Below are 25488 nucleotides of genomic sequence, written 5' to 3' on the forward strand. Positions count from 1 at the left end.
CTGAGCGAAGCGAGTTTGGGCTTTTCCGGAAGAAAAGCCTCCCGGCCCTGTGCCTGTGCTCAAGGGCCTGTAATCCCCACCTCATGGCGCGGGCGCAGGAACAAAAAAGGCAGCCATAAGGCTGCCTTTTTTATGTCGATGGCACTCAATACTGCCTGAATGCCACCTTCGCTGAAGCCTGATTTACAGGGCTACAACGTTCTCCGCCTGAGGGCCTTTCTGACCCTGAGTGACGGTGAACTCGACCTGCTGGCCTTCGGCCAGGGTCTTGAAGCCGCTGCCCTGGATGGCACTGTAGTGAACGAAAACGTCCGGGCCGGACTCACGGGTGATGAAACCAAAGCCTTTCGCTTCGTTGAAGAACTTAACAGTACCGGTAACAGTAGACATACTCGATTTTCCTGTATTCAAAACACTTACTTGATATTGTCCTTGCAATCGCGCCGGGATGCCGGACTCCGTTGCAGGACCTTCGGGAGGAAACACAGAACTGCGGATTCAAAAACAGGACGGATGCACCACTGCAGAAGAGAGATACGCCTTGATTATGAAATGCTTTACTGATCTTTCCTGAATCTGACTCTACTCCTGCTTTTCGGGGAATACCAGCCCTTTATTAACAAAAAATTCCGTAGTTCTACTTACCGGATAACAGCCGCAAAACGACTGAAATCCGGTGTTCGGGCCGTGTGTGGCGGAAGGGCCATTCAGTCCTGGAAGATCGCCTGGTAGAAGGCCATGGTGCCCTCCCAGGCCCGTTCCGCAGCCTCCCGGTCATAGCCTACCGGCATGTCGTGTTCCTCGGCGATGGCATCCGCGCCCGGATTCATGAAGGAGTGCAGCACCCCCGGGAAGCTGGTCACCGAGAAGTCCGCTTCCGCCTGCTGCATGCTGGTAACGAAGCCGCCCACCTGGTCGGCGGGTACCATCTGGTCAGCCCCGCCGGTGTAGACCTGGATGCGGGCCGTGATGTCGCCGGGCTCGGGCTCAATGGGGCTACCCAAGGGGCCGTGGTAGCTCACCACACCATCCAGGTCCATGCCCATGCGCGCCATGTTGAGCACCACCGCCCCGCCGAAGCAGTAACCCTGGGCCGCAATGCGGTCGTCGTCCACCGTGGGATGCGCCTGAAGTTCCTCCATGGCGGCGGTGAACCGGGCCTTGAGTGCCTGGGGATCGCCGGTGGCTTCCTTCATGAACGCCTGGGCTTCACTGGGGTGCTCGGTCACCTTGCCTTCCCCGTACATGTCCAGGGCGAAGGCGGTATAGCCGGCGGCGGCCAGTTTCTCCGCCTGGTCCCGGGCAAATTCGTTGTGCCCCCACCACTCGTGGACCACCAGGACCCCGGGGCGGGCCCCGTCGTCACTGTCGTTCCAGGCGAGGTAGCCGGTGAATTCCTGGCCGTCCACCGTGTAGGTGACGGTTTCGGTCTGTAGCTGCGCGTGTGCCAAACCGGCAGCCAGGGAGAGGCCAACACCAATGGCCAGGGAAGTAAGGCGTGAAGTCATACGTAAATCCTTCTGACAGGGGTGACTTGTTGGGCTGGTCCGGCCGCCAGTCCTGCGGGGCCGGTATCCCGTTGATGATAGACCACTTTCATCCTACGGTGCGAATCCGCCCGCGGATGGGTTGGCGGTGTTCGGGAATTTCCGCCTCACGGCACTATACTTCTGTCACACGGGATGTTTCTGGGAGTGGCGTATGCGTATAGGTGTGCCGAAAGAGATCAAGAACCACGAGTACCGGGTGGGCATGACCCCGTCGGCAGTGCGGGAACTGACCCGGGATGGCCACGAGGTGCTGGTACAGCAATCGGCAGGCAGGGCCATTGGTTTTTCCGACGACGACTACCGGCGGGCCGGTGCCGTCCTGGAATCCTCGGCGGAGGCGGTGTTTCGCAACGCCGAACTGATCGTCAAGGTGAAGGAGCCCCAGGCCGATGAGCGCCAGCTCCTGACCCCGGACCAGACCCTGTTCACCTACCTGCACCTGGCGCCCGACGAAGCCCAGACCCGGGACCTGGTGGCTTCCGGGGCTACCTGTATTGCCTACGAGACGGTGACCGACGACCATGGCCATCTGCCGTTGCTGGCCCCCATGTCAGAGGTGGCCGGGCGCATGTCGGTGCAGGCCGGCGCCCATTGCCTGGAGCGGGAGCGTGGCGGGCGTGGCGTGCTGCTGGGTGGGGTGCCCGGTGTCAGTCCGGCCCGGGTGACCATTATCGGCGCCGGTATGGTGGGACAGAATGCCCTGGCCATGGCGGTGGGCATGGGGGCGGACGTGTCCATTCTCGACATCAACCTGGAAGTGCTGCGGGAACTGGACCAGCGTTATGGCAACCGCATCCGCACGGTTTTCTCCAGTGCCGACCAGCTCGACCAGTGCGTGACCGAGGCGGACCTGGTGATCGGCGCGGTGCTGATTCCCGGCGCTTCGGCTCCCAAGCTGGTGACCCGGGACATGCTGCGGCGCATGCCCGATGGCAGCGTACTGGTGGATGTGGCGATCGACCAGGGCGGCTGTGCCGAGACCTCCCGGCCCACCACCCACGATGAGCCGGTGTTTATCGAGGAGGGGGTGGTGCACTACTGCGTGGCCAATATGCCCGGGGCCGTGGCCCGCACATCGACACTGGCACTGACCAACGCCACCCTGCCGTTTATCCGCCAGTTGGCGAACCTGGGGCCGGTCCGGGCCATGCGTGATAACCCCCACCTGCTGGCGGGCCTGAACGTCTGCCACGGTCAGGTAACCTACCGGGAGGTGGCCCAGGCCCATGGCCTGGACTACGTGGAGCCGGCATCGGTGCTGGACGGTTAAAGCGAGTCCCGCACCTCCGCCAGGATATCCAGAGCGTGGCGCCGCCGGACCGGGTCGTACAGGTCCACGGTGAACATGAGTTCGTCCACCTCCACGGTGGCCAGGATCTGCTCCAGGCGCTGGCGGAGGTTGTCGGCGTCCCCCAGCAACTGCAGGGCCAGGAAATCCCGCACGCCGGCTTCTTCCGCCGGGCTCCAGAGGCCGTCCATGGACTCCACCGGTGGCTTCATCAACAGGGGCTGGCCACGGAACAGCGCCAGGATCCGCTGGTAGCTGGTGGTGGTCAGGTATTGGGCCTCATCCAGGGAATCGGCGGGGGCCGCCGGCAGGCACAGCATGGCGTAGGGGCGTTGCAGTTGTTCCGATGGCCGGAAGTGCTCCCGGTAGACCTTCAGGGCCTCCCGGTACAGGCGCGGCGCGAAATGCCCGGCAAAGGCATAGGGCAGGCCGCGAAGGGCCGCCAGTTGGGCGCTGAACAGGGACGACCCCAGCAGCCAGATGGGCACGTTGGTGCCGGCGCCGGGAATGGCCTTCACCTGCTGGCCGGGCTGGAGGGGGCCCAGCAGCTCCTGCAGTCGCTCCACATCGTCGGGAAACTGCTCGGCGCCGATGCCGTCACGGCGCAGGGCGCGGCTGGTGATGGGGTCGGTGCCGGGGGCACGGCCCAGGCCCAGGTCAATGCGCCCCGGGTACAGGCATTCGAGGGTGCCGAACTGCTCGGCGATCACCAGTGGCGGATGGTTGGGCAGCATGACGCCGCCGGAGCCGACGCGGATGCGCTCCGTCTGGCCGGCGATATGACCGATCAGCACCGACGTGGCGGAACTGCTGATGCCTTCCATGTTGTGGTGCTCCGCCAGCCAGAAGCGGTTGAAATCCAGGCTTTCGGCGTGGCGTGCGTAGGCTACACTGTTTGACAGTGTCTGTGATACGGAATCGCCTTCCCTGACGGATGCAAGCTCCAGTAACGAAAACGGTTTCTTGGATGGCATGGATGCTCCGGAGTTACGTGGTCAGTCGATGGCAGCATACTTCATGGTGCCGTGACACGGGAAGCAGGCTCGTGCCAGGTTTTGCCGTCGGAGTTGTGGAGGTACTCGTCGTGCCCTTACCGGACGCCAGGACATCATCACTGGGAATTGCCCTGATCTACCTGGTGCTGGGGAGCCTGTGGATTTTCTTCTCTGATCAACTGGTGGCCTGGCTGTTTGCCGATGCAGGTTATGATGTGCTGTCGAGGGCGCAGACATTCAAGGGCTGGCTCTTTGTGGTGGTCAGCGCCCTGCTGATCGCCTGGCTGTTCCATCGCTCCATTCGCCGGCTGGAGCATGCCTCCAGCTTCATGTCACTGCAGAGTTCAATGATCGAACACGCCCATACCGGCATCCTGGCGGCGGACGCGGATCACCGGGTCATCTACGCCAACCCGGCCGTTGAGCGCATGGCGGGGAACAGACTGGACCGGATACTGGGCAAGCCGCTGTCGGAATTCCGCTCCGGCGCCCACTCCGAGGCATTCTACGACGAACTCTGGCGCGAGGTGGACGAGACCGGGCTCTGGCAGGGGGAAGTGGTGGCCTGGCGCCGGGACGGTTCCCTCTACAACCAGTGGGTGACGGTCACGCGGGTGAACGACCGCAGGAAGAACGTTGCCTACTACGTACTGTTTGTCACCGATATCACCGAGGAGAAGGCGGACAAGGAGCGCCTGCGTTACCTGGCATTCTACGATCCCCTGACCGACCTGCCCAACCGGGCGATGATGTCCGAGCACATCCGCAATGCCCTGCGCCAGACCTCCGGGGAGGGCAGTAGCCAGGTGGCGGTTCTGTTCATCGACCTGGATGATTTCAAGACCATCAACGAATCCCTGGGGCACCAGCTCGGTGACCGGCTGTTGCAGATGGCCGGCCAGCGTATCCTGCAGTGCCTGTCCGACGGCCATGAACTGGGCCGGTTCGGCGGCGATGAGTTCGTGGTAATGGTGCCCCATGTGACCGACCAGAAAGAGGTGGAACACCTGGCCACCCGGTTGCTGGATGCCCTGGGTGCCGGCTTCCGGCTGGATGACAACACCCGGGTCATGGTCCGGGCCAGTATCGGTATCTGCCTGGCGGATGGTAACCGGGACAGTGACAGCCAGGACGTTTCCCTCCTGTTCAGCCAGGCCGACTCCGCCCTGTCGGAGGCCAAGCTGGCGGGCAAGAACACCTTCGCCTTCTACAACGCCGATATGACCCGACTGGCCCGGCGCCGACTGGAGCTGGAGGAGGCCCTGACCACGGGGATGGCGCGACGTGAGTTCGAACTGTTCTACCAGCCGGTCTACGCCATCGCCTCGGGGGAACTGATCGGGTCGGAGGCCCTGCTGCGCTGGCGCCATCCCCAGTGGGGGCTGGTGTCACCCGGTGAGTTCATTCCCCTGGCGGAGGAGACCGGCCTGATCGTCGACCTGGGTGGCTGGGTTGTGGAAGAGGTTACCCGGCAGATCCGGGCGTGGCTGGATGAGGGACTGGAGCCGGGCTTCGTGGCGGTCAATGTCTCTTCCCGCCAGTTGCAGCGGGGTCATTTTCCCGGCTTCCTGAAGCGGGTGGTCAGCGAGGCCGGGGTGCCGCCCCACCGGCTGGAAGTGGAGCTGACCGAGAGCAGCCTGCTGACCCTGGGGGACCGCACGGCGCAACTGCTGGGAGAGATCCGGGATACCGGGGTGCGGCTGGCAATCGACGATTTCGGCACCGGCTATTCCTCCCTCAGTTACCTGCGCTGTTTCAAGGTGGACAAACTCAAGATCGACCGCAGCTTTGTGAATGAACTCACTGCGGACGGAGGCGGCGGTCAGGGCATCGTCAAGGCCATTGTCCGCATGGGGCAGGCCCTGGAGCTGGAAGTCCAGGCCGAGGGCGTGGAGCTGGACAGCCAGCTTGGAATCCTGGCGGTATTGGGCTGTGACAGCTTTCAGGGTTACCTGCGGGCGGCGCCCATGCCGAATGCGGATTTCCGGCGATTGCTGGAGGGTGTCGGAAAGTCCGCCCAGGGATGACTATGCCGTCAGGATGCCGGGATCTCCGTGGCCTTCCACCGCGGCAATTTCCTCATCGGTGAGGAAGTCGCCGGCCGGCCGGTCCAGCAGCTCGGCACCCCGGGCCAGGGCGTGGGCCCAGGTGCAGTGGTTGGCAAACAGCATGCCCGCCTCGTTGAGGGTGCCGCCACGGTTGATATAGCCCAGTACCCGGCCCTGTCTGAACCCATTGCAGATCCCACTGGCGTGGCCGCGGAACACCTCCGGGCGCATATGGGTCAGTACCACGCAGTGGCTGTATCGCCGGGGAAACAGCCATTCCCGGTCCGCCTCCGGCAGGGCGCAGGCCGCCTCGAAACGGTCCCGGGGTTCACGAAAGCGGCCCGGTTCCTGGACGTATACCAGTCGGAACGGGGTGCTGGTGTCCCGCAGGCGTTCACTGGCGCGGATCAGTTCGGACAACTGGTAGGCCCCGTTGGCCACCAGCAACAGCGGGGTGCCCGGCGACAGGTCTTCGTCCACCACCTGGGCCCCGGTGCGGGCCAGTTGCCGGGCTTCCTCCCGGGTAAAGACACAGGGCCTGTCGCGCTTGGGGATGACCATGCAGGCCAGTTGTCCCCGGCTGGTGTAGATTTCCGGCAACAGCGCCTGGGTGCTGTTGTAGTCCGCCGGGAAGAGCACGCGGACCATATCGTTCATTTCCCCCAGCAGCGCCTCGCAGAAGGTGGTGTCCTGGTGGGACTGTTCGTTCTTGCCGTTCTCCCAGCTATGGGAGGTGGCTATCACCGGGAACCCCAACCATTGAGCGGGCCGCTCCAGTTCCTTCTGGTGGCGGGCGAAGATCAGTTCCTGGCGGATGGCGCCCAGCATCTTCACGCAGAAGGCCTCGTAGCTGGCCACCAGGTTCAGGCCACCCTTGTTGGCCAGGCAGGCGGAGACCACGGCTTCCTCATTCAGGGCCGTGATGACCATGCCGTGGACGGATTCCAGCTCGTTCTCCGGGTCATCCACCCGGTGCCGCAGGGCGCTGAGGACTCCGGACAGCCGGTTGCTGGCCAGTTCATCCGGGTTGCCCACCCGGGGGCGCAGTCGGGGATTGCAGGCCACCAGCGCCTGGAAAAAATCATCCACGGCCAGCATGGGGGAACAGGTGTCGTTCCGGGCTGGCAATTCCGGAATGGCCGGAGTGTCCGGAGCCCTGACCGCCAGGGGGTGGTCCTTCTCCCGTGGCCTCTGCTGGCGTCGGTGATTACGCAGTAGCCCGATCGCATCCCTCAGGTCGGTCTCGGGCACATGGAGGATACCGGCGTGATGGTTGAACAGCTCCCGGGCCCTGGCGTCATGGCGGGGGCTGCCAGGTAGTGGCAGGTTATGGGCGGCGTTGCTGCCAGCCCCGTAAAAGCCATAACCCTTGATGGTCTCGGCAATGCCGTAGGGGACCGGCAGGGGGTAGTGTCGTAACCCCTGGTGATGCTCCCGGGCGACTGCCCTCAGGCGTCTCTCCATGGTGAACAGGGTGCAGACGAAGGCGGTCGGGTCCCGGCCATCGAAGCGCATGGCATCGAAACCGGCCCGGTTCAGGTGGGTGATGAATCCATCCAGACCCTGGCGGGTGCCCAGTTCCGTACGTTGCTCGATGCGACGTCCGTTGGCGATCATCACCGGCAGTGGCAGGCCGCAGTCCTCGCTTCGCCACCAGCGGGGCGCCCAGTCGCTGCCGCGTTGTTCTTCCGCTGCGCCATCCGACAGGAAGGCTACCAGGGTCTCCCCGGGCAGGGGCATGTGTACGTATTGAAGTTCGGCAAACCCCAGGTAGCCGCCCTCCATGATGCCACCGGCGGTGTGGGGATTGACATGGCTGCCCAGGGGCGCCCGGGTACGACCGTCCGGCCGCTGTTCGTAGCTATAGAAATCGGCCACCAGGTGGTCAAGGCCGCCCCTGCCGCCATAGCGGTCGGCCTGCTCCGGGTTCAGGTTGCCCAGCAGGACGTTGAGGGCGTCGATGGCGGCCACACAGTGCCCCTGCCCCATCAGCCAGCCCCGGGTCTCACCAGTGAGGGCGTTGAGGGCCATGTAGGCGGCGTAGCCCGGCACCATGTTCAGGGCGCCTCCGGTATGGCCCTCGGGGTTGCCCTTGAAGTCCGCGGATTGCAGGGCCGTGCCATCGGGGTGTACCCGCAGTGCATAGGTCATGTGTGCCACCAGCCACAGGCCGGCGCTGGTCAGCCGGTCCAGGGCCGCCAGCATGCGAAACACCGTGGCGGTATCCGGTTGCAGGCCGTCGGACACCAGTTGCTCCGCCAGTTCCAGAGCCTGGTGCTGGGTGTCGGGCAGGTGGCGGATGACCCCATAGCCTGCGCGCCAGCGGGCAAATTCCGCCTGGGTGTCCGCCATCCGGTCCAGCATCTGCAGATCGGCAAAGGGTTTGCTCATGGTAAGCCTCCGGTGCGCGGTGTTCTGTCCGACCTGGCGACGGTATCCGCCATCAAGCCGGGCCTTCCTGTCCCCAATTGTGGATCAGGGTAACCGGCCTGCCACCCCGAGATGTTGATCCGGATCAGTCCTGGCGTTGAGGGCTTATCGGTTATGATGGTGATCGGGGCGGTTCCGACAGGCCCACCGACAGTCCACTCACAGGAGAATCCCCATGATCCACCTGTTCACCACCGGTGGCACCATCGACAAGATCTATCACGATGCCAACAGCGAGTTCGCGGTCGGTGACAGCCTGCTCCCCGAACTGCTGGAGGAGGCGAACGTCGCCGTGCCCTGGCGCCTGACCGGGCTGCTCCGCAAGGACAGCCTGGAAATGACCGATATCGACCGGCAGCAGGTGCGGGACGCGGTGGCGGCCTGCCCGGAGCAGCGGATCATCATCACCCATGGCACCGATACCATGGCCAATACCGCAGAGGTGCTGTCCGGTATCGCCGGCAAGACCATTGTGCTTTTCGGCGCCATGCAGCCGGCCCGGATGCGCCGCAGCGATGCGGTGTTCAACCTGGGGTTTGCGATGGCGGCGGTGGGCCTGCTGCCACCGGGGGTTTACGTGGCCATGAACGGGGACGTGTTTGAGGCCGGCAAGGTGAGAAAGAACCTGGAGGCGGGACGTTTCGAACGGGGCTGAGCCCGCTATTCCGGTGTCGCCAACTGGTGGATCTCGTCCCTGGTGAGATCACGGAACTCGCTGGGTGCCAGGGCATCATCCAGCGTCACGGAACCGATCCGGTGGCGGTGTAGGGCCTCCACGTGGTTGCCGATGGCGGCCACCATCCGTTTGATCTGGTGATAGCGCCCTTCGGTGATGGTCAGGTCGACGACGGTGTCTGACTGTCGCTCCACCACCGCGGGCCTTGTGGTGCGGTCTTCATGGCGCAGATAGACCCCGTTCTCCAGTTGCCGGCAGCCATCGTCGGTCAGCGGTTCCGCCAGGGTTACCCGGTAGGTCTTGGGGCACTGGTGTCGGGGAGAGGTGATCCGGTGGGACCACTGACCGTCGGAGGTCAGCAACAACAGGCCGGTGGTGTCCAGGTCCAGCCGACCCACCGGATGCACACGGGTCGCCAGGTCGTCCGGCAACAGGTCGGTTACCACCGGCTGGCTGGCATCGGTGGTGGCGCTCAGCAGGCCCGCCGGCTTGTGGAGCATCAGGTACTGGTGCCCGGGCAGCGACAGAGGTTCGCCGTCCAGGGTAATGGTAGCCGGGCCCGGTATCGGGGTCGATGCCTTGCTGACCGGTTCACCCTCCATCAGCACCCGGCCGGCCTTGATAGCGCGGCGGGCGTCCTTGCGGGACAGGCTGGTACAGCGGGAAAGGTAGGCGTCCAGTCGCATGGTCAGGAGCAGGTCTCGCCGGCGGGCAGCGCTTCGAAGGTGGCCATGCAGAGGACCTCGGCCTCGCCGGTCAGGCGGGACCAGAAGGCCCGCAGGGCCTCATTCCGCATGGCGGGTCGCGGCTCCTGGGTGCTGTTGGTGGCGGCCCACTGGCCCTGGCCGTTCCGGCGGGCGATGACGAAGGTGAACGGATGGGCGCCGGGTACGCCCAGCCGGATATCGGTGGCCAGGAGGTGGTCATCGCGCTCGGACACATCGAGGAAACCATCGGTAAACCAGATCAGCCGCTGGCCTTCCGGGAATGAGGCGACACGGTTGATGAGGGCCGGGTTCCTCGTGAAGCGCTCGATGATCAGCGGCTGGTTACTTTCCAGTGGCCCGGTGACGATTTCCAGCCGTTCGTCCTCCCCCAGCACCGTAACTCGCCACAGCAGCGTGGTGAAGGGCATGGGCTGGACCATGCGCGGCGCCTCCGACAGCCCCTGATTCGCGAGTTCGTCGCCCACCCGCCGGTCCACCAGGGCCTGGGCACCCAGGGCCCAGACCAGGTAGAGGGACGATAGCGCCAGTGCCACCCCTTGTGCCCGGGGAGCAGGAGGCTTCCACACCCCATGGATCACCGCCGCCAGCAGCGGCAGCGTGTAGAGCGGGTCGATGATGAATATGCTGGTGGTGCCCAGGGGCGGGCCGAAGGGCCAGAACAGCTGGGTGCCGTAGGTGGTCAGGCAGTCCAGCAGCGGATGGGTCACCAGGATCAGCAGGGTGAAGGCCAGCCAGCGGGTCAGGGAGAGCTGGGGTTTCCAGCGATGGAATATCAACGCCAGGGCAATGCCCACCGGTACCAGCACCAGCAGGGAATGGCTGAACCCCCGATGCTGGGTGAAGTTGGCGATGGCGCTGCCGTAGTCGATGACCACGTCCATGTCCGGCAGGGTGCCCAGCAGGGCACCACCGACGAACGCCACTCGACCGAGGGAGCGTCCGGCCACGGCTCCGCCGATGGAGGCGCCCAGGGCCGCCTGGGTTATGGAGTCCATAACGTCATATCCTTGTCGACACCCTGATGCACTAATGCTGTCCGTTCATGACGATGTGGGTTGGACGCCCAGGCTTTCCAGTAGTTCCGGCCCCGGGAAGCCATCGGCGATCAGGCCCTCGCTGGACTGGAAGCGTCGGATGGCGGAGCGGGTGTTGGGCCCGAGGATGCCGTCCGGATGACCCGAGTCAAAGCCGCGGTCGTTGAGGGCGGACTGCAGTTTCTGCACGTCGTCCCGGGACAGGGCCGGGACATCCTCCGGTGGCGGGTTTTTCAGACCGTCGGCTCCGGCGATGCGGTCCGCCAGGTGGCCCACGGCGATGGCATAGTACTCGGACCGGTTCCAGCCCATGATAACCCGGAAGTTGTCATAGGCCAGGAAGGCGGGGCCCCGATGGCCGGCGGGAACCACCAGCTTGGCTTTAATGGGCTCTTCCGCCAGCGGGTTGCCGTGAATATCGGTGACACCCAGCGCATTCCACTGGGCCAGGGTCCGTTTGCCGGCCCCGGTCAGGGAATAGTCGAATTCCTCAGGCAGCAGGACTTCCCGCCCCCAGCGGTAATCCGGGTCCCAGCCCATGCTCTGGAGGAACCGGCCAGCGGACATCATGGCGTCGGGCACGCTGTTCCAGAGGTCCCGGCGGCCATCACCGTCGGCATCGGTGGCATGGCGCAGGAACACCGATGGCATGAATTGGACGTGGCCCATGGCGCCGGCCCAGGACCCTTCCATGCGCTCCGGGTCGATGGCGCCCTCGTCGAGGATCTTCAGGGCGGACACCAGCTCCCCGGAGAAATAGTCGCCTCGGCGCGGATCGCAGGCGAGGGTGGCCAGGGCGCTGGGAACAGGCATTTTTCCGAAATAGCTGCCATAGTTGGTTTCAAGGCCCCAGAACGACACCAGGTAGGCGGGGGGCACGCCGGTTTCGTCGCTGACCCGGTTCAGCAGTTCACGGTGCTGCTCCAGCATCTCACGGCCACGTTCGATGCGGGTCTCGCTGACCCGCCGGCCCAGGTAGTCGGCAAAGGTGGTGGTGAACTCCGGCTGATGGCGATCAAGCTCGATCACCCGTGGCAGGAACTCCGCCCGGGCCAGGACAACATCGGCGGTATCCCGGGAGACGCCCTCGGCGACCGCCTGCTGCCCGATGCGGCTGAGACACTGCTGGAAATCGGCGGGTTCCCGCGGCTGGTCCGCACTGCCATCGGCGAGAGCCACCGGGGACAGGCCCGCGAGGGCCAGGCTGCCGGTGACCGCCAGGGCGGTGAACAAACGCTGTGGGGTGACGGGAGTTGACATCCGCTGTCGGTATTTCAGGGTCTTGACCACGTAAACCTCTCAGTCCTGTTGAACAGGCCCTATAGTAGCGTGTTTGGGATCACGGTAAACAGTCCATGCCAGCGCCATTAACGGACGATGTGGGCAGCGGGCGAATCGAGGATGGCAGAGTTATGGCAGTACTGAAAGCGCTGGTGGTTGACGACGCCAGCTTTGTACGGGATCTGGTGAAACGCACCCTGCGCCAGCGCTTCCCGGTGATCGAGGTGACCGAGGCGCACCATGGCCGCCGGGCCCAGTCGCTGATGTCCCGCAACCGCTTCGACCTGATCCTCTGCGACTGGGAGATGCCGGAGATGTCCGGGCTGGAGCTGTTGCAGTGGATGCGCGCCGAAGAACATTACCGCAAGGTGCCGTTCATCATGATCACCAGCCGGGGCGACAAGAGCCACGTGGTGGAGGCGGTGCAGGAGGGGGTCTCGGAGTACCTGGGCAAGCCCTTCAGCCCGGAGGGGCTGAGCCGCAAGGTCATGAAGGTGATGGGCAAGACCCTGCAAAGGGCCATGGCCGAGGGCGGTCGCAAGCCCCCGGCCCAGGGCGATGCTTTCCGGGACTCCGCCGACCTGCTCACCGGCGCCAAACCCGCTGTTGCCGACAGCGCGCCGGAAAGCGCGGCCCCGAAACCGGGCAGGAACGGTCGCCTGGTGGTGGCGGCCATCCGCTTTGCCGACAGTACCCTCAAGTGCGTGATCAAGGACATTACCCTGTCGGAGGTCCGGGTCCTTGCCCGGCGTGATCAGTCCTTTCCGGGCATCCTCGACCAGGCGGTGGTGGACCTGGAAGTGGCGGACGGCCAGATGGCCAGGCTCAATGGCTATGTGCACCAGCTCCAGGCCGTGGACAAGCGTCGGGACACGGATTTTGTCAGCGTCACTGTGCGCTTCGTGGATGATGACCCGAAGAAGCTCGAGGACCTGTCACACTTCATTGCTGGTTTCAGGCGCTGATTCGTCCTGCGGGTCCGGCTCGGCCAGTCGTTCCCGCGGGAAGTGGCAGATGAACTCACTGCCGCCGCCCATCTCGCTGAGGATCTCCAGTTCGCCATCATGGTTCAGCAGCACATGCTTGACGATAGCCAGACCCAGGCCGGTGCCGCCGGTTTCCTTGTGGCGGCTGGGGTCGGCCCGGTAGAAGCGTTCGGTGAGCCGGGGAATATGGATGGGATCGATGCCGATGCCGGTGTCCTTCACCGACAGGTGGGCACCGTCGCGGTTGGTAAACCAGGTCACGTAGATGCTGCCCCCGGCGGGGGTGTACTTGACCGCATTGAAGATCAGGTTGGAAAAGGCGCTGCGCAACTGGTCCTCGTCACCCCGCAGATGATGGCGATCGCCAATGTCCAGGTGGAATTCGTGGCCGGAGTCGCCGCTGAGGGCCCGGGCGTCCTGGCAGATGTGTTCACACATGGCGCGGATATCCACCGCCGCTTCGGCGCCATGCTGCTCCCCGGTTTCCAGTTTCGACAGCAGTAGCAGGTCGGTGATCAGTGCCTCCATGCGGGTGGACTGCTGGGCCATGGTCTCGAGAGCCCGCTTCCACCGGGCCGGCAGTTCGTCGGAATAGTCCACCATGGTCTCCAGGTAGCCGCTGATCACCGTCAGCGGCGTACGCATCTCATGGGACACGTTGCTGACGAAATCCCGGCGCATCTGCTCAAGCTGGAACAGGCGGGTGACATCCTTCACCACGATCAGGCGGTCGTCCTCGCCGAACAGGCTGATCTGGATCTGCAGGTGCAGGTGGGGCCGGGCGGGGGAGTTCAGCTCCAGCGGCTCGCGGTAGTCGCGCTTTTCGAAGTAGGCCTGGAAGGCGGGTGCCCGCAGCAGGTTCTGGATGGGCTGGCCACGGTCGGTCTGGCGCTGGAGGCCCAGCAGGTAGGACGCGGAACCGTTCCACCACACCAGCACGCCGTTGGCATCGGTCATCACCACGCCGTCGCGCATGGCATTGGTGGATTCCTGCAGGCGGTTGAACTGGGCGAGCAGCCGGTCCTGGGTGGCCAGGTGCCCCTGATGCAGCTTGTGCAGCCCGTCGAAGATGTCACCCCACAGGCCGATGCTGGCCGGGGCTTCCTGGCCGGCGCCGGGGTGGCTCAGCCACTGGTAGAGCTTGCGGGCCTGGGCGAGGGTCCAGGCCAGGTACAGCAGCAGGCCGGCCAGGAGGCCCTCCATGGGATACCCGAAGATGGCCCCGACCCCGGTGGCCAGGGCCAGGATGACCAGGATCAGTCTCAGATATCGGGACCACTTGTAATTCATGGAAACCTGACCTGCTGCTCTCGTTATGCGGGCAGACTGCGACACTGCCGACGATGCGGAACCGACCCTCAGGCGGCCCTGGTCGAGAAGCGGTAGCCGGTACCGCGCACAGTCTGGATCAGGTGATCATATTGGTCGCCCAGGGCCTTCCGCAAGCGCCGGATGTGGACATCCACCGTGCGTTCCTCCACATAGACGTTGCCCCCCCAGACCTGATCCAGCAGCTGTGAGCGGGTGTAGACCCGTTCCTGGTGGGTCATGAAGAACTGCAGCAGGCGGTATTCCGTCGGGCCCATGCTGATGGCGCCTTCCGGCGCGGTTACCCGGTGGCCCACCGGGTCCAGGGTCAGCCCGTCCACTTCGATGGGAGACTCCACGCCCGCTGGTGTGGTCCGCCTCAACACCGCCTTCAGCCGTGCCACCAGTTCCCGGGGCGAGAAGGGTTTGGTGATGTAGTCATCCGCGCCCACTTCCAGGCCCTGGATCTTGTTGTCTTCCTCCACCTTGGCGGTGAGCATGATGATGGGGATTTCCGCCGTGGTCTCTTCCTTCTTGAGACGGCGGGCCAGCTCAACGCCACTGGTGCCGGGCAGCATCCAGTCCAGCAGGACCAGGTCCGGCTGTTTGTCCACGATCAGGGCGTGGGCTTCGCGGGCGTCCGCAGCTTCCAGATAGTTATAGTCTGCCATTTCCAGGGCAACGGCGATCATCTCGCGGATCGGCGCTTCATCGTCAACGATCAGAACGGTCTTGGACATTGCGCTTATACCTGTAGTCCTTTAGTTGTTGCTGCCTCATTACAACGGGGAACTGTTACAAGTTTATGACAAAAGCGGCGTCCCATCCGAAAAAATACGGATTCCGTCGACGGTTTGACCGGTGCCCGCAAACCCGGTCAGAACAGCTTGTCCAGCGCCAGTCCGGCAAACACCACGAAGCCGGCCCAGTTGTTGTTCAGGAAGGCTTCGAAACAGCCCTCGCGGCTGCGGTTCCGGGCCAGGTACTGGTGCCAGCCGAACAGCGCCGCCATCAGCGCGACGCCCAGGTACCAGAAGAAGCCCAGTTCCGCCTGGATGCCCACCATGATCAGCGTGACCACCACCATGGCCTGCAGGCAGCCGACCATCAGCCGGTCCGCGTCCCCGAACAGGATGGCGGTGGACTTGATGCCGATCTTGAGGTCGTCGTCCCGATCCACCATGGCGTAGAGGGTGTCGTAGGCCACGGTCCACAGCACGTTGGCGGTGAACAGCAGCCAGGTGAGGCGGCTCAGTTCGCCGGCCTCCGCCGCCCAGGCCATGGGGATGGCCCAGGAAAAGGCCGCACCGAGGAAGAGTTGCGGCAGGTGGGTGTAGCGTTTCATGAAGGGATAGATGAAAGCCAGCACCAGCCCGCCAAACGAGAGGTAGAAGGTCAGTGTATTGGTGAACAGCACCACCAGCAGGAAGGACGCCAGCACGAGGCCCAGGAACAGGGCGATGGCTTCCCTGGGCTGGATGCGGCCGGAGGTGAGCGGGCGATCCCTGGTGCGCCTGACGTGCCGGTCCACCTTGCGATCGGCGAAATCGTTGATGGCGCAGCCCGCCGCCCGCATGAAGAACACGCCCAGGGTAAACACTACAATATTGCCGATGGCAGGATAGCTGCCGTCCGCCGCCAGCCACAACGCCCACCAGGTGGGCCAGAGCAGCAACAGCGAGCCGATGGGGCGGTTGATGCGCAGCAGTTGCGCATAGTCCATCAGACGGTTGCGAAGGCTGGGTGAGAGGGTGGCCTGGGCCATCGGGTTACTCCATCGGCTGGTGATCGGACGACGGCAGTTTAGCATTATCGGGCCGTGCAGTAAGGCCCGGGGCACCCGGGTCAGAGCGGTTGGGTCAGCAACTCCGGCAGGAAGTATTCGCCCACCAGCAACCGGTGGTTGTCGCTGGAGAATATCGACCGACGGGCACAACGGGGGGTGTCGGGCCCGGTACCGCGGCAAAGGCCCGCCTGCAAGGGACCACGGCTCCACTCCCGGTGGCTGAACAGCCAGGCGCCCAGGGGAATCCGGCCCAGGTGGCGGAGTCGGCGGCCTCGGCCGTTGAGGGTGGCCAGGGGGATAATGGTGCGGGCCAGCACCCAGGGCCTGCCATCGCCACAGAGCCGGACCTCGCGGATCCAGGCCCTCTGGCGATGGGGAATATCCAGGGTCAGGGCCTCTTCCCGGGTGGGGAGGGAAAAGCCTTCATTGGCCACTTCCACATGGAAGCTCTCCCGGCAACGCAGTTGCAGGTGGCGGGTGAGGGAGCCCTCAACCTGTAGCCAGAAGGCGGCATTGCCCTGCAGGTCGGGCTGATGCAGCCGGGCCTGCCGGAACGAGCGGCACCAGCGTACAGCGGGAACGATGGAGCGGGCGTCGGGTTCGATCACTGCCGGGTTACAGTCCCTTGACCGCATAGATGCCCGGGGCGTTGCGCCAGTAGCCCTTGTAGTCCATGCCGAAACCGAACAGGAAGCGGTCTTCCACCTCCAGGCCGGTGAAGTCCGCCTTCAGGTCCGGGCGGGCCTTGCGATCATGTTGCTTGTCCACCAGTACCGCCGTCAGTACCTCGCTGGCGCCATGGGCGCGGCAGTAGTCGGCGATGGCGTTTAGGGTGGTGCCTTCGTCGAGGATGTCATCCACGATCAGCACGGTACGTCCATCCATGTCGGCGTCCGGACGCAGCTTCCACTCCAGGATGCCGCCGGTGGTTTCCTGGCGGTAGCGGGTGGCGTGGAGGTATTCGGCCTGCACCGGAAACTTCAGGCGTGGCAGCAGTTGCCCGGTCAGGATCAAACCACCATTCATGACACAGAACAGCAGGGGGTTGCGGTCTTCCAGGGCGGCGGTGATGTCCCGGGCCAGGGTGTCGATGGCCTCGTAGACCTGCTGCTCGGGGACCAGGCAGTCGGCTTCCGCCATTACCCGGTTCAGCTCGTCGACGGTGTTGGTCATAGTCGTCGGATCCTGTCGTAAAACGCGCAAGTATAGCGAAAATGACAGCGGTAAGGGAGTAGCGGCGCCTGGCGGCAGATACGCAAAAACAACGATTGCGGGGGTGGCGAACCGCGCGCACTCCTATGCCCGGTATTAAGGAATGGTCCTTTAGCGGCCACGCCGGTACGCGTATTATGGGCCTGAATTTGTGGGGCGCCTCTAGGAGTCTGCGCGATTTCTACCGCGCAGACTCCCTTGGGCGCCGACCGTTTTTGCAGGAGGACAGGCGTGAAAAAATGGCAGTGTGTGGTATGCGGCTTCATCTACGATGAGGCCAAAGGCTGGCCGGAAGATGGTATTGAGCCCGGTACCGCCTGGGAAGACGTGCCGGAGGACTGGGAATGCCCCGACTGCGGCGTTGGCAAGGAAGACTTCGAAATGATCGAGATCGGTTGAGGAACGGGACCATGACAGCCACCCAGGGTAACCAGGCCCCCATCGTGATTATCGGCAGCGGCCTGTCGGGCTATTCCCTGGCCCGGGAGCTGCGCAAGCGTGACCGGGACCTGCCGCTGATGATGATCACCGCCGATGATGGTGCCAGCTATTCCAAGCCCATGCTCTCCACCGGGTTCACCAAGGCCAAGACCGCCGATGAGCTGGCCCAGGCGGAGGCCGGTGCCATGGCGGACCAGCTCAACATGGAGTTGCGCACCCACACCCGGGTAACCGGCATCGATCCGGAGGCCCATGAGGTGCTGATCGGCGACGAACGTCTCGCCTACCGCAAGCTGGTGCTGTCCTGGGGGGCGGATGTTATCCGTCTGCCGGAAGCTGTCAGTGGGTGCGACCGGGTCTGTTCCATCAATGACCTGGAGGACTACCGGCATTTCCGCAAACTGGTGGAGGGGCATCGCCGGGTAATCCTGCTGGGGGCGGGGCTGATCGGCTGTGAGTACGCCAACGACCTGCGCAATGGTGGTTACGAGGTCACCGTTGTGGCGCCGTCCACCCAGGTGATGCCGGGGCTGCTGCCGGAACCGGCGGCGGACGCGGTCAGGCAGGCCCTGGAAGCCGAGGGGGTGAGGTTCCACCTGGGTGTGGCCGCCGAATCGGTGTCCGAGGAAAATGGCCAGGCCCGGGTACAACTCAGCGACGGTGCTATGCTGCAGGGAGATGTGGTGGTTTCCGCAGTGGGTCTCCGACCGCGCACCGGGTTAGCGGCCGCCGCCGGCCTGGCAGTCGGGCATGGCATCCACACTGACCGGTGGCTGGCCACCAGCGCCCCGGATGTCTACGCCCTGGGCGACTGCGCGGAAGTGGAGGGGCATGTACTGATGTATGTGATGCCGCTGATGGCCGGGGCCCGCGCCCTGGCCGCGACGCTCACCGGAGAACCGACGCCGGTGAAATGGGGCGCCATGCCGGTTATGGTCAAGACGCCCTGTTGCCCGACGGCGGTCTGTCCGCCGGCCGAAAGCAGCGATGGCCACTGGGATGTCCAGCGTGAGGGCAACAGTGTGAAGGCCCTGTACCGCGACGCCCGGGGCGGTTTGCTGGGCTTCGCGGTAACCGGTGATTATGTGATCGAGAAGCAGGCGTTGTCGAAGGAGGTGCCGCCGGTACTGGCCCCGGCGCCGGAAGTCGCCGGGTAGTCCCGGCATTCCCTGCCTTGCGCTGAGATCCGGTATCCGGTAGAAATTACCGCTTCGTAACCTACCGACCCTCAGGGTCGTCCCGACGAACCGGCGTGCTGCCGGATCAGTGTTTTTCAGGAGCAGGCATGCAGGACATTACCAGAGAACTGGTTGAACTAATGGATCTCGCCCCGATCGGCGATGACCACTTCCAGGGTCAGAGCGAAGACCTTGGTTTCCCCAACCTTTTCGGGGGGCACGTGCTGGGACAGGCACTGATGGCCTCCACCCGCACCATTGAGGGCCGCATGCCCCATTCCATGCACGCCTATTTCCTGCGCCCCGGCAATGCCCGCGCGCCCATCGACTATGAAGTGCAGCGGGTGCGGGACGGTGGCAGCTTTTCGGTGCGGCGGGTGATCGCCCGTCAGGACGGTAAGGAAATTCTCACCGGTTCCGTGTCCTTCCAGGTGGAGGAAGAGGGGTTCGAACACCAGATGGACATGCCGGAGGCGCCGACCCCGGAGTCCCTGAGGACGGAACAGGAGCTCAACGAGGAACTGCTGGACAAGGTGCCGGAGAAGTTCCATGAGCAGCTGACCCGCAACCGGCCCATCGAGATACGCCCGGTGGATCCGGTCAATCCGCTGGCCCCGGAAATCAAGCCGCCGCAGAAGCAGAGCTGGTTCCGCGCCCAGGGCGAGCTGCCGGATGATCCCATCCTGCATCGCTGCCTGCTGGCCTACGCGTCGGATTTTGCTTTCCTGGGCACCTCCCTCAATCCCCACGGCGTAGCGTTCATGACTCCCAATATGCAGGTGGCCAGCCTGGATCACGCCATCTGGTTCCACCGGGATCTGCGCATGGATGACTGGCTGCTTTATCACAAGGACAGCCCCAGCGCCTCCGAGGGCCGGGGCTTCAACCGGGGTAGTGTCTATAACCGGGAGGGGGTGCTGGTTGCCTCCACGGCCCAGGAAGCCCTGATCCGGCGTCGCAAGCCCGGCAAGTAGTCATCAGGGGCGGCTGGCTGGTGGGCGTGTCATGGCGGCTGCTAGCACTGCCCCGACCGCATTGAGGGAACATCCTCCGACCGGAGCTGTTCGATCAGGTCCGCCAGTGGCTGCGGCCTGGCCAGGACGTAGCCCTGGATCATGTCGCAGTCCATCTCCAGCAGCAGCGCTGCGGTTTCCCCGTCTTCCACGCCTTCCGCCACTACCCGGTAGCCCAGGTTGTGGCACATGTCGATGGTGGTCTTGACGATGATCCGGTCGTCGGTGTGGGTGAGCAGGTCGGTGATCAGTGAGCGGTCGATCTTCACCTCGCATGCCGGTAACTGCTTGATGTAGGAGAGGGAGGAATAACCGGAGCCGAAATCATCGATGGCCAGGGGAATGCCGGCGTAGTCCAGGGAGCGCAGGGTGCGCATGGAGTTGTCCGGGTCCTGCATCATCGAGGTCTCGGTGACCTCCAGGATCAGCCGGCCCTGGTGCTGCTGATGGCTGGCCATCAGCCGCTGCACGAACAGCGGAAAGTCCCGCTCCCGCAGGTTGTTGGGGGATATGTTGATGGACACGGTCAGGTCCAGCCCCGCCTCCAGCAGTACTTCCCGTGCCTCCAGGGCCCGCTCCATGACCCAGCGGGTCAGCGGGCGGATCAAGCCGCTCTGTTCCGCCAGGGCGATCAGCTGGTCGGCATGGACCGGAGGTTGTCGACCGGGCCAGCGGATCAGCGCCTCCACCCCCACGATTTCCTTCCGTCTCAGGCACTGCTTGGGCTGGTACCAGAGGGCCAGCTCATTGTTCTCCAGGGCGTTGCGCAGTTCCGTCACCAGGGTCAGTCGCTCCGGGCTGTAGGGATCCCGGGCCGGATCGTAGTAGGCCAGTCCCTTCTCGATGGCGATGGCGGACTCCTGAGCCACATAGGCCTGCCGCACCAGGGTGTTCAGGTCCTGGCCGTGTGTCGGGTACAGGGCCACGCCGATACAGCTGTCCAGGGGAAGCTGCATGCCCAGGTAGTCGATGGGCTCGCGCAGCTGTTCCATGCCCTGGGCCACGCGCCGGGGGTTGCTGTTGGCGGCGCCGGCATCCAGCAGGTAGGCGAAGGTGGCCGGCTCCAGCACCGCGAGGCAGTCCTCGTCCCGGGGGCCGATGACCTGGATGCCGGGCAGGTCCCGGGCAATCCGGTGCAGTCGCAGGGCCACCAGTTCCATCAGGCGATCGGAGTTGCGGTGACCCAGGGTCTTGGTGATGGCCGCGAGATTGTTGAGCCTGAGTACGCAGACGGCCCAGCGTTTGCCGGGTTTCAGGTTGAGGGCCTCGCTGGCGTTCATCTCGAAGCAGGTGCGGTTGGGCAGGTGGGTCAGGGGCTCCCTCATGGCCTGGTCCAGGGACCGCTGTTCCGCCCGGCGCTGGGCGGACAGGGCAGCCAGTTCCGCTTCCCGGGAACGGGTGCGGGATTCCCGTTCCCGGTAGATCCGGTGTGCCAGGGCAGCGGTCAACACCAGTGCCTGGAAGGTTGAACCAAGCTGGACACCATAGGTGGTGATGAAGCTGTTGGGCAGAAGGCCATAGAAGTTGGCACTGGTGATCAGGCTGCCGATGGTGAGGGCACCCCAGGCGAGGGTGTAGATACCGGCCTGGGGGTGACCCCGCACCCAGAGGATGGGGCCGATCAGCGCCAGCAGCAGGCAGGTGGGCAGGGCGATGGACACCGAGAGCCAGATGGACAGGTTGTAGTCGAAGATCGCCACGCCCAGCAGGGCGAACAGGTTCAGCACGGTGGCGGCCTGCACCGAGTGCTGGATCCAGCCCCCGATACGGTTGAGCCCCAGGAATTTCCGGGAGAACAGGACGATGGAAATGGCCGCCAGGGGGAGGGCGATCAGGATACTGTAGTTCTGCAAGGTCGGGCTGTCGGGCCACAGCACCGGGTAGGTGACGCCTCGCAGTGATGCCAGTAACAACAGGAAGCTGGCGGTGGTGGCCAGGTAGTACAGGTAGATTTTTTCCCGGAGGCCGGCAAACACCATCAGGCTGAACAGGATGATGGTCATCAGGGTGCCGTAATACAGGGAGTGGAGCTGGTCCTCCTTGGACAGCCGTGCGTAGAGGGCCTGTGGCTCCCATAATTCCATCGGCACGTGGTGGGCGCCCTGGGTCTGTATGCGCAGCAGGATACCGTTGTCCGCATCGGCGTCCCGTTCCACCGGAAACAGGAAGTTGGGGTGGTCCAGGGGGCGCTGGTCGTAGGGGAGCCGGTCCCCGGTACGAACGATTTCCCCCGGCTGGCCGTTGGAGAGTGGCCAGAAGCGGATGTCATCCAGGTGGGGGTAGCGGATCAGCAGGATTAAAGGGGATTCACCGGCGGGGAGGGACAGGTGGTACCAGAAGATATCGTCCTGGTACCCGAAGTTCGGTGTCTGTCCGGCCAGGGGCTGCCAGCCTTCCCGGGCCAGCGCCTGTTGCGCCGTAAGGCCGGCTTCTTCCGGGGCGAGCCGCAGGTACTCGATGTCGTCCAGCGTGTCCGCTACGGAGGTATCCGTCAGCCCGGCGGCCGGAATGGCCAGGGTCAGGATGCTCAGCAGGATTGTCAGAACCGCCGTTCGATGCACAGAAAGCCTGTCTTGTTATCGTTATGCCGTGGATGGTGAGTGCACCTGAGTGTTTATCAGAGGCCTCCTAACATTAAAAGCATGTTGCTCAGGTGTCATGTTAGCATCCCATCATTCCCGGCAAACCCGAGTTATAACCGTGCAGGATGTGAATTCTGTCTCGATTTCGGTGTGATTGGTTCGTCAGTCTATCGGCGAGACATTGCAGGCCTCTCAGCTTACCCGGCCAATCCAGTCCTTGACCCAGGGCAGGGCTTCCTCCTCCGGCTCCATGGTTTCCATGGCATCGATTTTCAGGGTTTCCCCCACCTTGCGGGCGGCCACTTCCTGGAGCGCTTCCTCCATTAGCTCACCCGCGCCGCAGTAGGTGTCGCCGTAGGAGCTGTCGCCCAGGACGATAATGCCGAATGGCCGGCCTTCCTGCATGGGCAGTTTGTCGCGGAGTTCGACATAGAAAGGTAGCAGGTTCTCGGGGATTTCGCCCTGGCCGGTGGTGGAGGTGCATACCAGGACCGGGCCGGAAGTCTCGGACAGACTCTCAAGTGTGGGCTTCTCATGGACGGTAATGGAAACCTGGTCTGACGCCAGCTCCTCCCTGATCCTGCGGGCGGTCATTAGCGCCCCGCCAAACACGCTGCCTACGAGAATCTGGATATCGGTCATGGTGCCCTTGCCTCCGGGGAAGTGGTCGAAAGGCCGCTATGGTAGCGATGGCGCCCCGGGCCCTCAACCAGTGGTTGTCCGGTCCGGGATGCAGGCGGCGCCAACCGCGCCGTGGACTATACTCCCCGGCGTATCCTGGCAGAAATATTTCAATTCCGTGTCAGAAATTTTATAGTGCCGTCCACCAATCAATTCGCTGCATTGAGAAACCCGATATGGCGCAATCAACCGGTTTTACGGATCAGGTCCTCACCAGTTCGTCGACGGAACGATATCGCATCGGCATCAGCCTGTTTTTCCTGGTTATTGTTGGTCTGGTGGTTGGCCAGATCGGCGGTGATATCCCCAACAAGTCGCTGCTGATTGCCGCGTCGGTCATTGCCGGCTACATGGCAATCAACATCGGCGCCAACGATGTTGCCAACAACGTGGGGCCGGCCGTGGGTTCCGGCGCCATGTCGCTGTTTGCCGCGGTGATGCTGGCGGCGGTGTTCGAGGCCGCCGGGGCGCTCATTGCCGGTGGTGACGTGGTGTCCACGATCAAGGGCGGCATCATCGCGCCGGAGCGGCTGGACGATGTGTCCAGCTTTGTCTGGCTGATGACGGCGGCGCTCCTGGCGGGCGCGCTGTGGCTGAACCTGGCTACCTGGATGGGAGCACCGGTCTCCACCACCCATTCCATTGTGGGCGGGGTCCTCGGTGCTGGTATCGCGGCTGGTGGCTGGGGCATCGCCGACTGGTCGGTGATGGCCAAGATTGCCGCCAGCTGGGTGATCTCCCCGGCCCTGGGCGGACTGATTGCGGCCCTGTTCCTGTACGCGATCAAGAAAACCATCCTGTACCAGAGCGACCTGGTGGCCAGCGCCCGGCGCTTCGTGCCCCTGCTGGTGGCCATCATGGCCTGGGCCTTTGGCACCTACCTGATGATCAAGGGGGTGAAGAAGGTTGTCAGCGTCGATTTCATGGGGGCCGCCCTGGTGGGGCTGGTCGTGGCCGTTGCGGTGTTCCTGCTGGTCCGCGCCCGGGTCAGCCGTCGTGCCGCCACCATGGAGAATAATGCCGACGGTGTGAATGCGCTGTTTGTATGGCCGCTGATCTTCGCCGCCGGCCTGCTCAGTTTTGCCCACGGTGCCAACGACGTGGCCAATGCCATCGGTCCGCTTGCCGCGATCAACGATGCACTGGCGGCGTCCAGTATCGTGTCGGACGCCAGTATTCCCCTGTGGGTGATGATGGTGGGGGCGTTGGGCCTGTCCGTGGGCCTGTTGCTGTTCGGTCCTCGGGTGATCAAGGTGGTGGGCTCCGAGATCACCGAGCTGGACAAGACCCGGGCCTTCTGTGTGGCCCTGTCCGCGGCCCTGACGGTGATCCTGGCCTCCCAGCTCGGGCTGCCGGTCAGCTCCACCCATATCGCCATTGGCGGTGTGTTCGGGGTGGGCTTCCTGCGGGAATACCTGAAGCGCAGCTATGCCAGTCAGATCCATTCCATCCTGGAGAAGCACGACGACGTGGAGCGGGAGCGGCTACAGCCGTTCCTGGATGATTTCCGCAACGCCAGTGTGGAGGAGATGGAAGCCCTGCTGAAGGAGGCCCGCAAGCACAAGCAGGAGATTCCGCTGTCCAAGAAGGAGCGCAAGCGCCTGAAGAAGATTTATCGGGAGGAACTGGTCAAGCGCTCCCACCTGATCCGCATTGCCGCCGCCTGGGTCATTACCGTCCCGGTATCCGCGATGCTGGCGGCTATCCTCTACTTCACCGTTCGCGGTGTCATGGTCTGATACGCCAGTATCAATGCTGCCCCCCGCCTTCCCGTCGAGACCGACAGGAAGGCGGGGGCATACTTTCCCATTAACGACTGGTCGCCGGTGTGGGGTATCCTGCATACTCTTGGTGATACCTTTCCCTGAACCTGTCCGGAGATGTCTATGAGTACTGCAACTGAGAGCCGTCAGGCGAAAGTGATTGATGAGATGCGGGTCTTCATCAAGAAGGTTCTGAGTGATCCCACGGTGGCCGTCAAGTGTGTGGAGGTGGCCCGCAAGCACCGGGGCAAGCCGGATGCCCATCAGCTGATGGCGGATGAGATCAGTGCCTCGACGACGGTCCGTATTCCCGAGAACTGGAGTGAGGCGGACAAGATCTTCCTCGAGATCCTGGACGATGTGCTGGATGATGAAGAGGCGCTTTACTGAGTCCCGGTTGGGATTGACCTGAAAGTTCTGGTGCATGGCCGGGCAGGCAAGGTGTGGTTTTTTCGCCGCAATTCAGGGGCCGTCCCTGGCGCCCGCCTTGCTCCGCGCCATCCCTGGC

The 25488-nt window shown here is 64.0% G+C and carries 23 protein-coding genes; 9 read left to right on the forward strand and 14 right to left on the reverse strand.

Features of this window, described 5'->3' with window-relative positions; translation table 11 throughout:
* Positions 1 to 183: 183 nt before the first annotated feature.
* The gene (locus RO069_RS20835) at positions 184 to 390 is read right to left on the reverse strand and encodes a cold-shock protein (protein WP_091853271.1); all 207 of its coding nucleotides are present in this window, start codon (positions 388 to 390) and stop codon (positions 184 to 186) included.
* 317 nt (positions 391 to 707) lie between these two features.
* Positions 708 to 1508: a dienelactone hydrolase family protein gene (locus RO069_RS20840; RefSeq protein WP_328190081.1), complete on the reverse strand. Its 801-nt coding sequence runs from the start codon at positions 1506 to 1508 to the stop codon at positions 708 to 710.
* Between the two features lie 193 nt (positions 1509 to 1701).
* On the opposite strand from RO069_RS20840, the gene ald reads away from it, so the two are divergent.
* Positions 1702 to 2820 carry an alanine dehydrogenase gene (gene ald / locus RO069_RS20845; RefSeq protein WP_328190083.1) on the forward strand — a complete coding sequence of 373 codons (1119 nt, stop codon included), beginning with the start codon at positions 1702 to 1704 and terminating at the stop codon, positions 2818 to 2820.
* Here the strand turns inward: ald and RO069_RS20850 are convergent.
* Positions 2817 to 3812: an LLM class flavin-dependent oxidoreductase gene (locus tag RO069_RS20850; RefSeq protein WP_328190085.1), complete on the reverse strand. Its 996-nt coding sequence runs from the start codon at positions 3810 to 3812 to the stop codon at positions 2817 to 2819. The genes ald and RO069_RS20850 overlap by 4 nt on opposite strands.
* A 110-nt stretch (positions 3813 to 3922) precedes the next feature.
* On the opposite strand from RO069_RS20850, the gene RO069_RS20855 reads away from it, so the two are divergent.
* Entirely contained in the window at positions 3923 to 5860 is a 1938-nt protein-coding gene (locus RO069_RS20855) for a putative bifunctional diguanylate cyclase/phosphodiesterase (RefSeq protein WP_328190086.1), read from the forward strand.
* Here RO069_RS20855 and RO069_RS20860 read toward each other — a convergent pair whose 3' ends face one another.
* Positions 5861 to 8272, reverse strand: coding sequence for a xylulose 5-phosphate 3-epimerase (locus RO069_RS20860; RefSeq protein WP_328190088.1), 2412 nt, complete (start codon positions 8270 to 8272; stop codon positions 5861 to 5863). It abuts the gene before it with no gap.
* Between the two features lie 214 nt (positions 8273 to 8486).
* Here RO069_RS20860 and RO069_RS20865 point away from each other — a divergent pair, with 214 nt between their 5' ends.
* Positions 8487 to 8966, forward strand: a complete 480-nt coding sequence (locus RO069_RS20865) for an asparaginase domain-containing protein (protein WP_328190090.1) — start codon at positions 8487 to 8489, stop codon at positions 8964 to 8966.
* 5 nt (positions 8967 to 8971) lie between these two features.
* Here the strand turns inward: RO069_RS20865 and RO069_RS20870 are convergent, their stop codons facing one another.
* Genes RO069_RS20870 through RO069_RS20880 form a run of 3 tightly spaced genes read right to left on the reverse strand, consistent with a single transcriptional unit; the run spans position 8972 to position 12009 of the window.
* Positions 8972 to 9673, reverse strand: coding sequence for a pseudouridine synthase (locus RO069_RS20870; RefSeq protein WP_328190091.1), 702 nt, complete (start codon positions 9671 to 9673; stop codon positions 8972 to 8974).
* Between the two features lie 2 nt (positions 9674 to 9675).
* Entirely contained in the window at positions 9676 to 10710 is a 1035-nt protein-coding gene (locus RO069_RS20875; RefSeq protein WP_328190093.1) for a metal-dependent hydrolase, read from the reverse strand.
* A 45-nt stretch (positions 10711 to 10755) separates the two neighbouring features.
* A complete protein-coding gene (locus RO069_RS20880; RefSeq protein ID WP_328190095.1) occupies positions 10756 to 12009 on the reverse strand; it encodes a lytic murein transglycosylase in 1254 nt (417 codons plus the stop codon).
* Between the two features lie 152 nt (positions 12010 to 12161).
* Here RO069_RS20880 and RO069_RS20885 point away from each other — a divergent pair, with 152 nt between their 5' ends.
* Positions 12162 to 12995: a response regulator gene (locus RO069_RS20885; protein ID WP_328190096.1), complete on the forward strand. Its 834-nt coding sequence runs from the start codon at positions 12162 to 12164 to the stop codon at positions 12993 to 12995.
* Here the strand turns inward: RO069_RS20885 and phoR are convergent.
* The 5 genes from phoR to RO069_RS20910 form a co-directional block, all read right to left on the reverse strand.
* Positions 12966 to 14306, reverse strand: coding sequence for a phosphate regulon sensor histidine kinase PhoR (phoR, locus tag RO069_RS20890; protein ID WP_328190098.1), 1341 nt, complete (start codon positions 14304 to 14306; stop codon positions 12966 to 12968). The two genes, RO069_RS20885 and phoR, sit on opposite strands and share 30 nt — an antisense overlap.
* 68 nt (positions 14307 to 14374) lie before the next feature.
* A complete protein-coding gene (gene phoB, locus RO069_RS20895; protein ID WP_328190100.1) occupies positions 14375 to 15064 on the reverse strand; it encodes a phosphate regulon transcriptional regulator PhoB in 690 nt (229 codons plus the stop codon).
* Between the two features lie 137 nt (positions 15065 to 15201).
* Complete coding sequence (ubiA, locus tag RO069_RS20900; protein ID WP_328190101.1) at positions 15202 to 16089, reverse strand: 4-hydroxybenzoate octaprenyltransferase; 888 nt, start codon at positions 16087 to 16089, stop codon at positions 15202 to 15204.
* Between the two features lie 80 nt (positions 16090 to 16169).
* Complete coding sequence (locus RO069_RS20905; protein ID WP_328190103.1) at positions 16170 to 16745, reverse strand: chorismate--pyruvate lyase family protein; 576 nt, start codon at positions 16743 to 16745, stop codon at positions 16170 to 16172.
* Complete coding sequence (locus RO069_RS20910) at positions 16726 to 17283, reverse strand: hypoxanthine-guanine phosphoribosyltransferase (protein ID WP_328190105.1); 558 nt, start codon at positions 17281 to 17283, stop codon at positions 16726 to 16728. The genes RO069_RS20905 and RO069_RS20910 overlap by 20 nt, the downstream gene beginning before the upstream one ends.
* Positions 17284 to 17553: 270 nt before the next feature.
* Between RO069_RS20910 and RO069_RS20915 the strand changes: the two genes are divergently transcribed.
* The 3 genes from RO069_RS20915 (at position 17554) to tesB (ending at position 19915) form a co-directional block, all read left to right on the forward strand.
* On the forward strand, positions 17554 to 17721 hold the full coding sequence (locus RO069_RS20915) for a rubredoxin (RefSeq protein WP_328190106.1): 168 nt from the start codon (positions 17554 to 17556) through the stop codon (positions 17719 to 17721).
* Positions 17722 to 17732: 11 nt separating this feature from the next.
* The gene (locus RO069_RS20920; protein WP_328190107.1) at positions 17733 to 18920 is read left to right on the forward strand and encodes an FAD-dependent oxidoreductase; all 1188 of its coding nucleotides are present in this window, start codon (positions 17733 to 17735) and stop codon (positions 18918 to 18920) included.
* 128 nt (positions 18921 to 19048) lie between these two features.
* Positions 19049 to 19915 carry an acyl-CoA thioesterase II gene (tesB, locus tag RO069_RS20925; RefSeq protein WP_328190108.1) on the forward strand — a complete coding sequence of 289 codons (867 nt, stop codon included), beginning with the start codon at positions 19049 to 19051 and terminating at the stop codon, positions 19913 to 19915.
* Between the two features lie 41 nt (positions 19916 to 19956).
* On the opposite strand, the gene RO069_RS20930 is transcribed toward tesB, so the two are convergent.
* Both RO069_RS20930 and RO069_RS20935 read right to left on the reverse strand, forming a co-directional pair.
* Complete coding sequence (locus RO069_RS20930) at positions 19957 to 22515, reverse strand: EAL domain-containing protein (protein ID WP_328190109.1); 2559 nt, start codon at positions 22513 to 22515, stop codon at positions 19957 to 19959.
* Between the two features lie 213 nt (positions 22516 to 22728).
* Complete coding sequence (locus tag RO069_RS20935; protein ID WP_328190110.1) at positions 22729 to 23178, reverse strand: flavodoxin; 450 nt, start codon at positions 23176 to 23178, stop codon at positions 22729 to 22731.
* Positions 23179 to 23393: 215 nt separating this feature from the next.
* Here RO069_RS20935 and RO069_RS20940 point away from each other — a divergent pair, with 215 nt between their 5' ends.
* Together RO069_RS20940 and RO069_RS20945 are read left to right on the forward strand one after the other, a co-directional pair.
* Positions 23394 to 24956: an inorganic phosphate transporter gene (locus RO069_RS20940; RefSeq protein WP_328190111.1), complete on the forward strand. Its 1563-nt coding sequence runs from the start codon at positions 23394 to 23396 to the stop codon at positions 24954 to 24956.
* Between the two features lie 147 nt (positions 24957 to 25103).
* Entirely contained in the window at positions 25104 to 25370 is a 267-nt protein-coding gene (locus RO069_RS20945; RefSeq protein WP_328190112.1) for a hypothetical protein, read from the forward strand.
* Positions 25371 to 25488: the final 118 nt, after the last annotated feature.

The organism is Marinobacter sp. OP 3.4, assembly GCF_036224885.1.
In the GTDB taxonomy this organism is placed as follows: domain Bacteria; phylum Pseudomonadota; class Gammaproteobacteria; order Pseudomonadales; family Oleiphilaceae; genus Marinobacter.

Excerpts from the sequence above, each read along its gene's own strand:
- RO069_RS20835 (WP_091853271.1), bottom strand. The coding sequence starts at position 390 with ATGTCTACTGTTACCGGTACTGTTAAGTTCTTCAACGAAGCGAAAGGC.
- RO069_RS20840 (WP_328190081.1), bottom strand. The coding sequence starts at position 1,508 with ATGACTTCACGCCTTACTTCCCTGGCCATTGGTGTTGGCCTCTCCCTG.
- ald (WP_328190083.1), top strand. The coding sequence starts at position 1,702 with ATGCGTATAGGTGTGCCGAAAGAGATCAAGAACCACGAGTACCGGGTG.
- RO069_RS20850 (WP_328190085.1), bottom strand. The coding sequence starts at position 3,812 with ATGCCATCCAAGAAACCGTTTTCGTTACTGGAGCTTGCATCCGTCAGG.
- RO069_RS20860 (WP_328190088.1), bottom strand. The coding sequence starts at position 8,272 with ATGAGCAAACCCTTTGCCGATCTGCAGATGCTGGACCGGATGGCGGAC.
- RO069_RS20865 (WP_328190090.1), top strand. The coding sequence starts at position 8,487 with ATGATCCACCTGTTCACCACCGGTGGCACCATCGACAAGATCTATCAC.
- RO069_RS20870 (WP_328190091.1), bottom strand. The coding sequence starts at position 9,673 with ATGCGACTGGACGCCTACCTTTCCCGCTGTACCAGCCTGTCCCGCAAG.
- RO069_RS20875 (WP_328190093.1), bottom strand. The coding sequence starts at position 10,710 with ATGGACTCCATAACCCAGGCGGCCCTGGGCGCCTCCATCGGCGGAGCC.
- RO069_RS20880 (WP_328190095.1), bottom strand. The coding sequence starts at position 12,009 with ATGTCAACTCCCGTCACCCCACAGCGTTTGTTCACCGCCCTGGCGGTC.
- RO069_RS20885 (WP_328190096.1), top strand. The coding sequence starts at position 12,162 with ATGGCAGTACTGAAAGCGCTGGTGGTTGACGACGCCAGCTTTGTACGG.
- phoR (WP_328190098.1), bottom strand. The coding sequence starts at position 14,306 with ATGAATTACAAGTGGTCCCGATATCTGAGACTGATCCTGGTCATCCTG.
- phoB (WP_328190100.1), bottom strand. The coding sequence starts at position 15,064 with ATGTCCAAGACCGTTCTGATCGTTGACGATGAAGCGCCGATCCGCGAG.
- ubiA (WP_328190101.1), bottom strand. The coding sequence starts at position 16,089 with ATGGCCCAGGCCACCCTCTCACCCAGCCTTCGCAACCGTCTGATGGAC.
- RO069_RS20905 (WP_328190103.1), bottom strand. The coding sequence starts at position 16,745 with ATGCGGTCAAGGGACTGTAACCCGGCAGTGATCGAACCCGACGCCCGC.
- RO069_RS20910 (WP_328190105.1), bottom strand. The coding sequence starts at position 17,283 with ATGACCAACACCGTCGACGAGCTGAACCGGGTAATGGCGGAAGCCGAC.
- RO069_RS20920 (WP_328190107.1), top strand. The coding sequence starts at position 17,733 with ATGACAGCCACCCAGGGTAACCAGGCCCCCATCGTGATTATCGGCAGC.
- tesB (WP_328190108.1), top strand. The coding sequence starts at position 19,049 with ATGCAGGACATTACCAGAGAACTGGTTGAACTAATGGATCTCGCCCCG.
- RO069_RS20935 (WP_328190110.1), bottom strand. The coding sequence starts at position 23,178 with ATGACCGATATCCAGATTCTCGTAGGCAGCGTGTTTGGCGGGGCGCTA.
- RO069_RS20940 (WP_328190111.1), top strand. The coding sequence starts at position 23,394 with ATGGCGCAATCAACCGGTTTTACGGATCAGGTCCTCACCAGTTCGTCG.
- RO069_RS20945 (WP_328190112.1), top strand. The coding sequence starts at position 25,104 with ATGAGTACTGCAACTGAGAGCCGTCAGGCGAAAGTGATTGATGAGATG.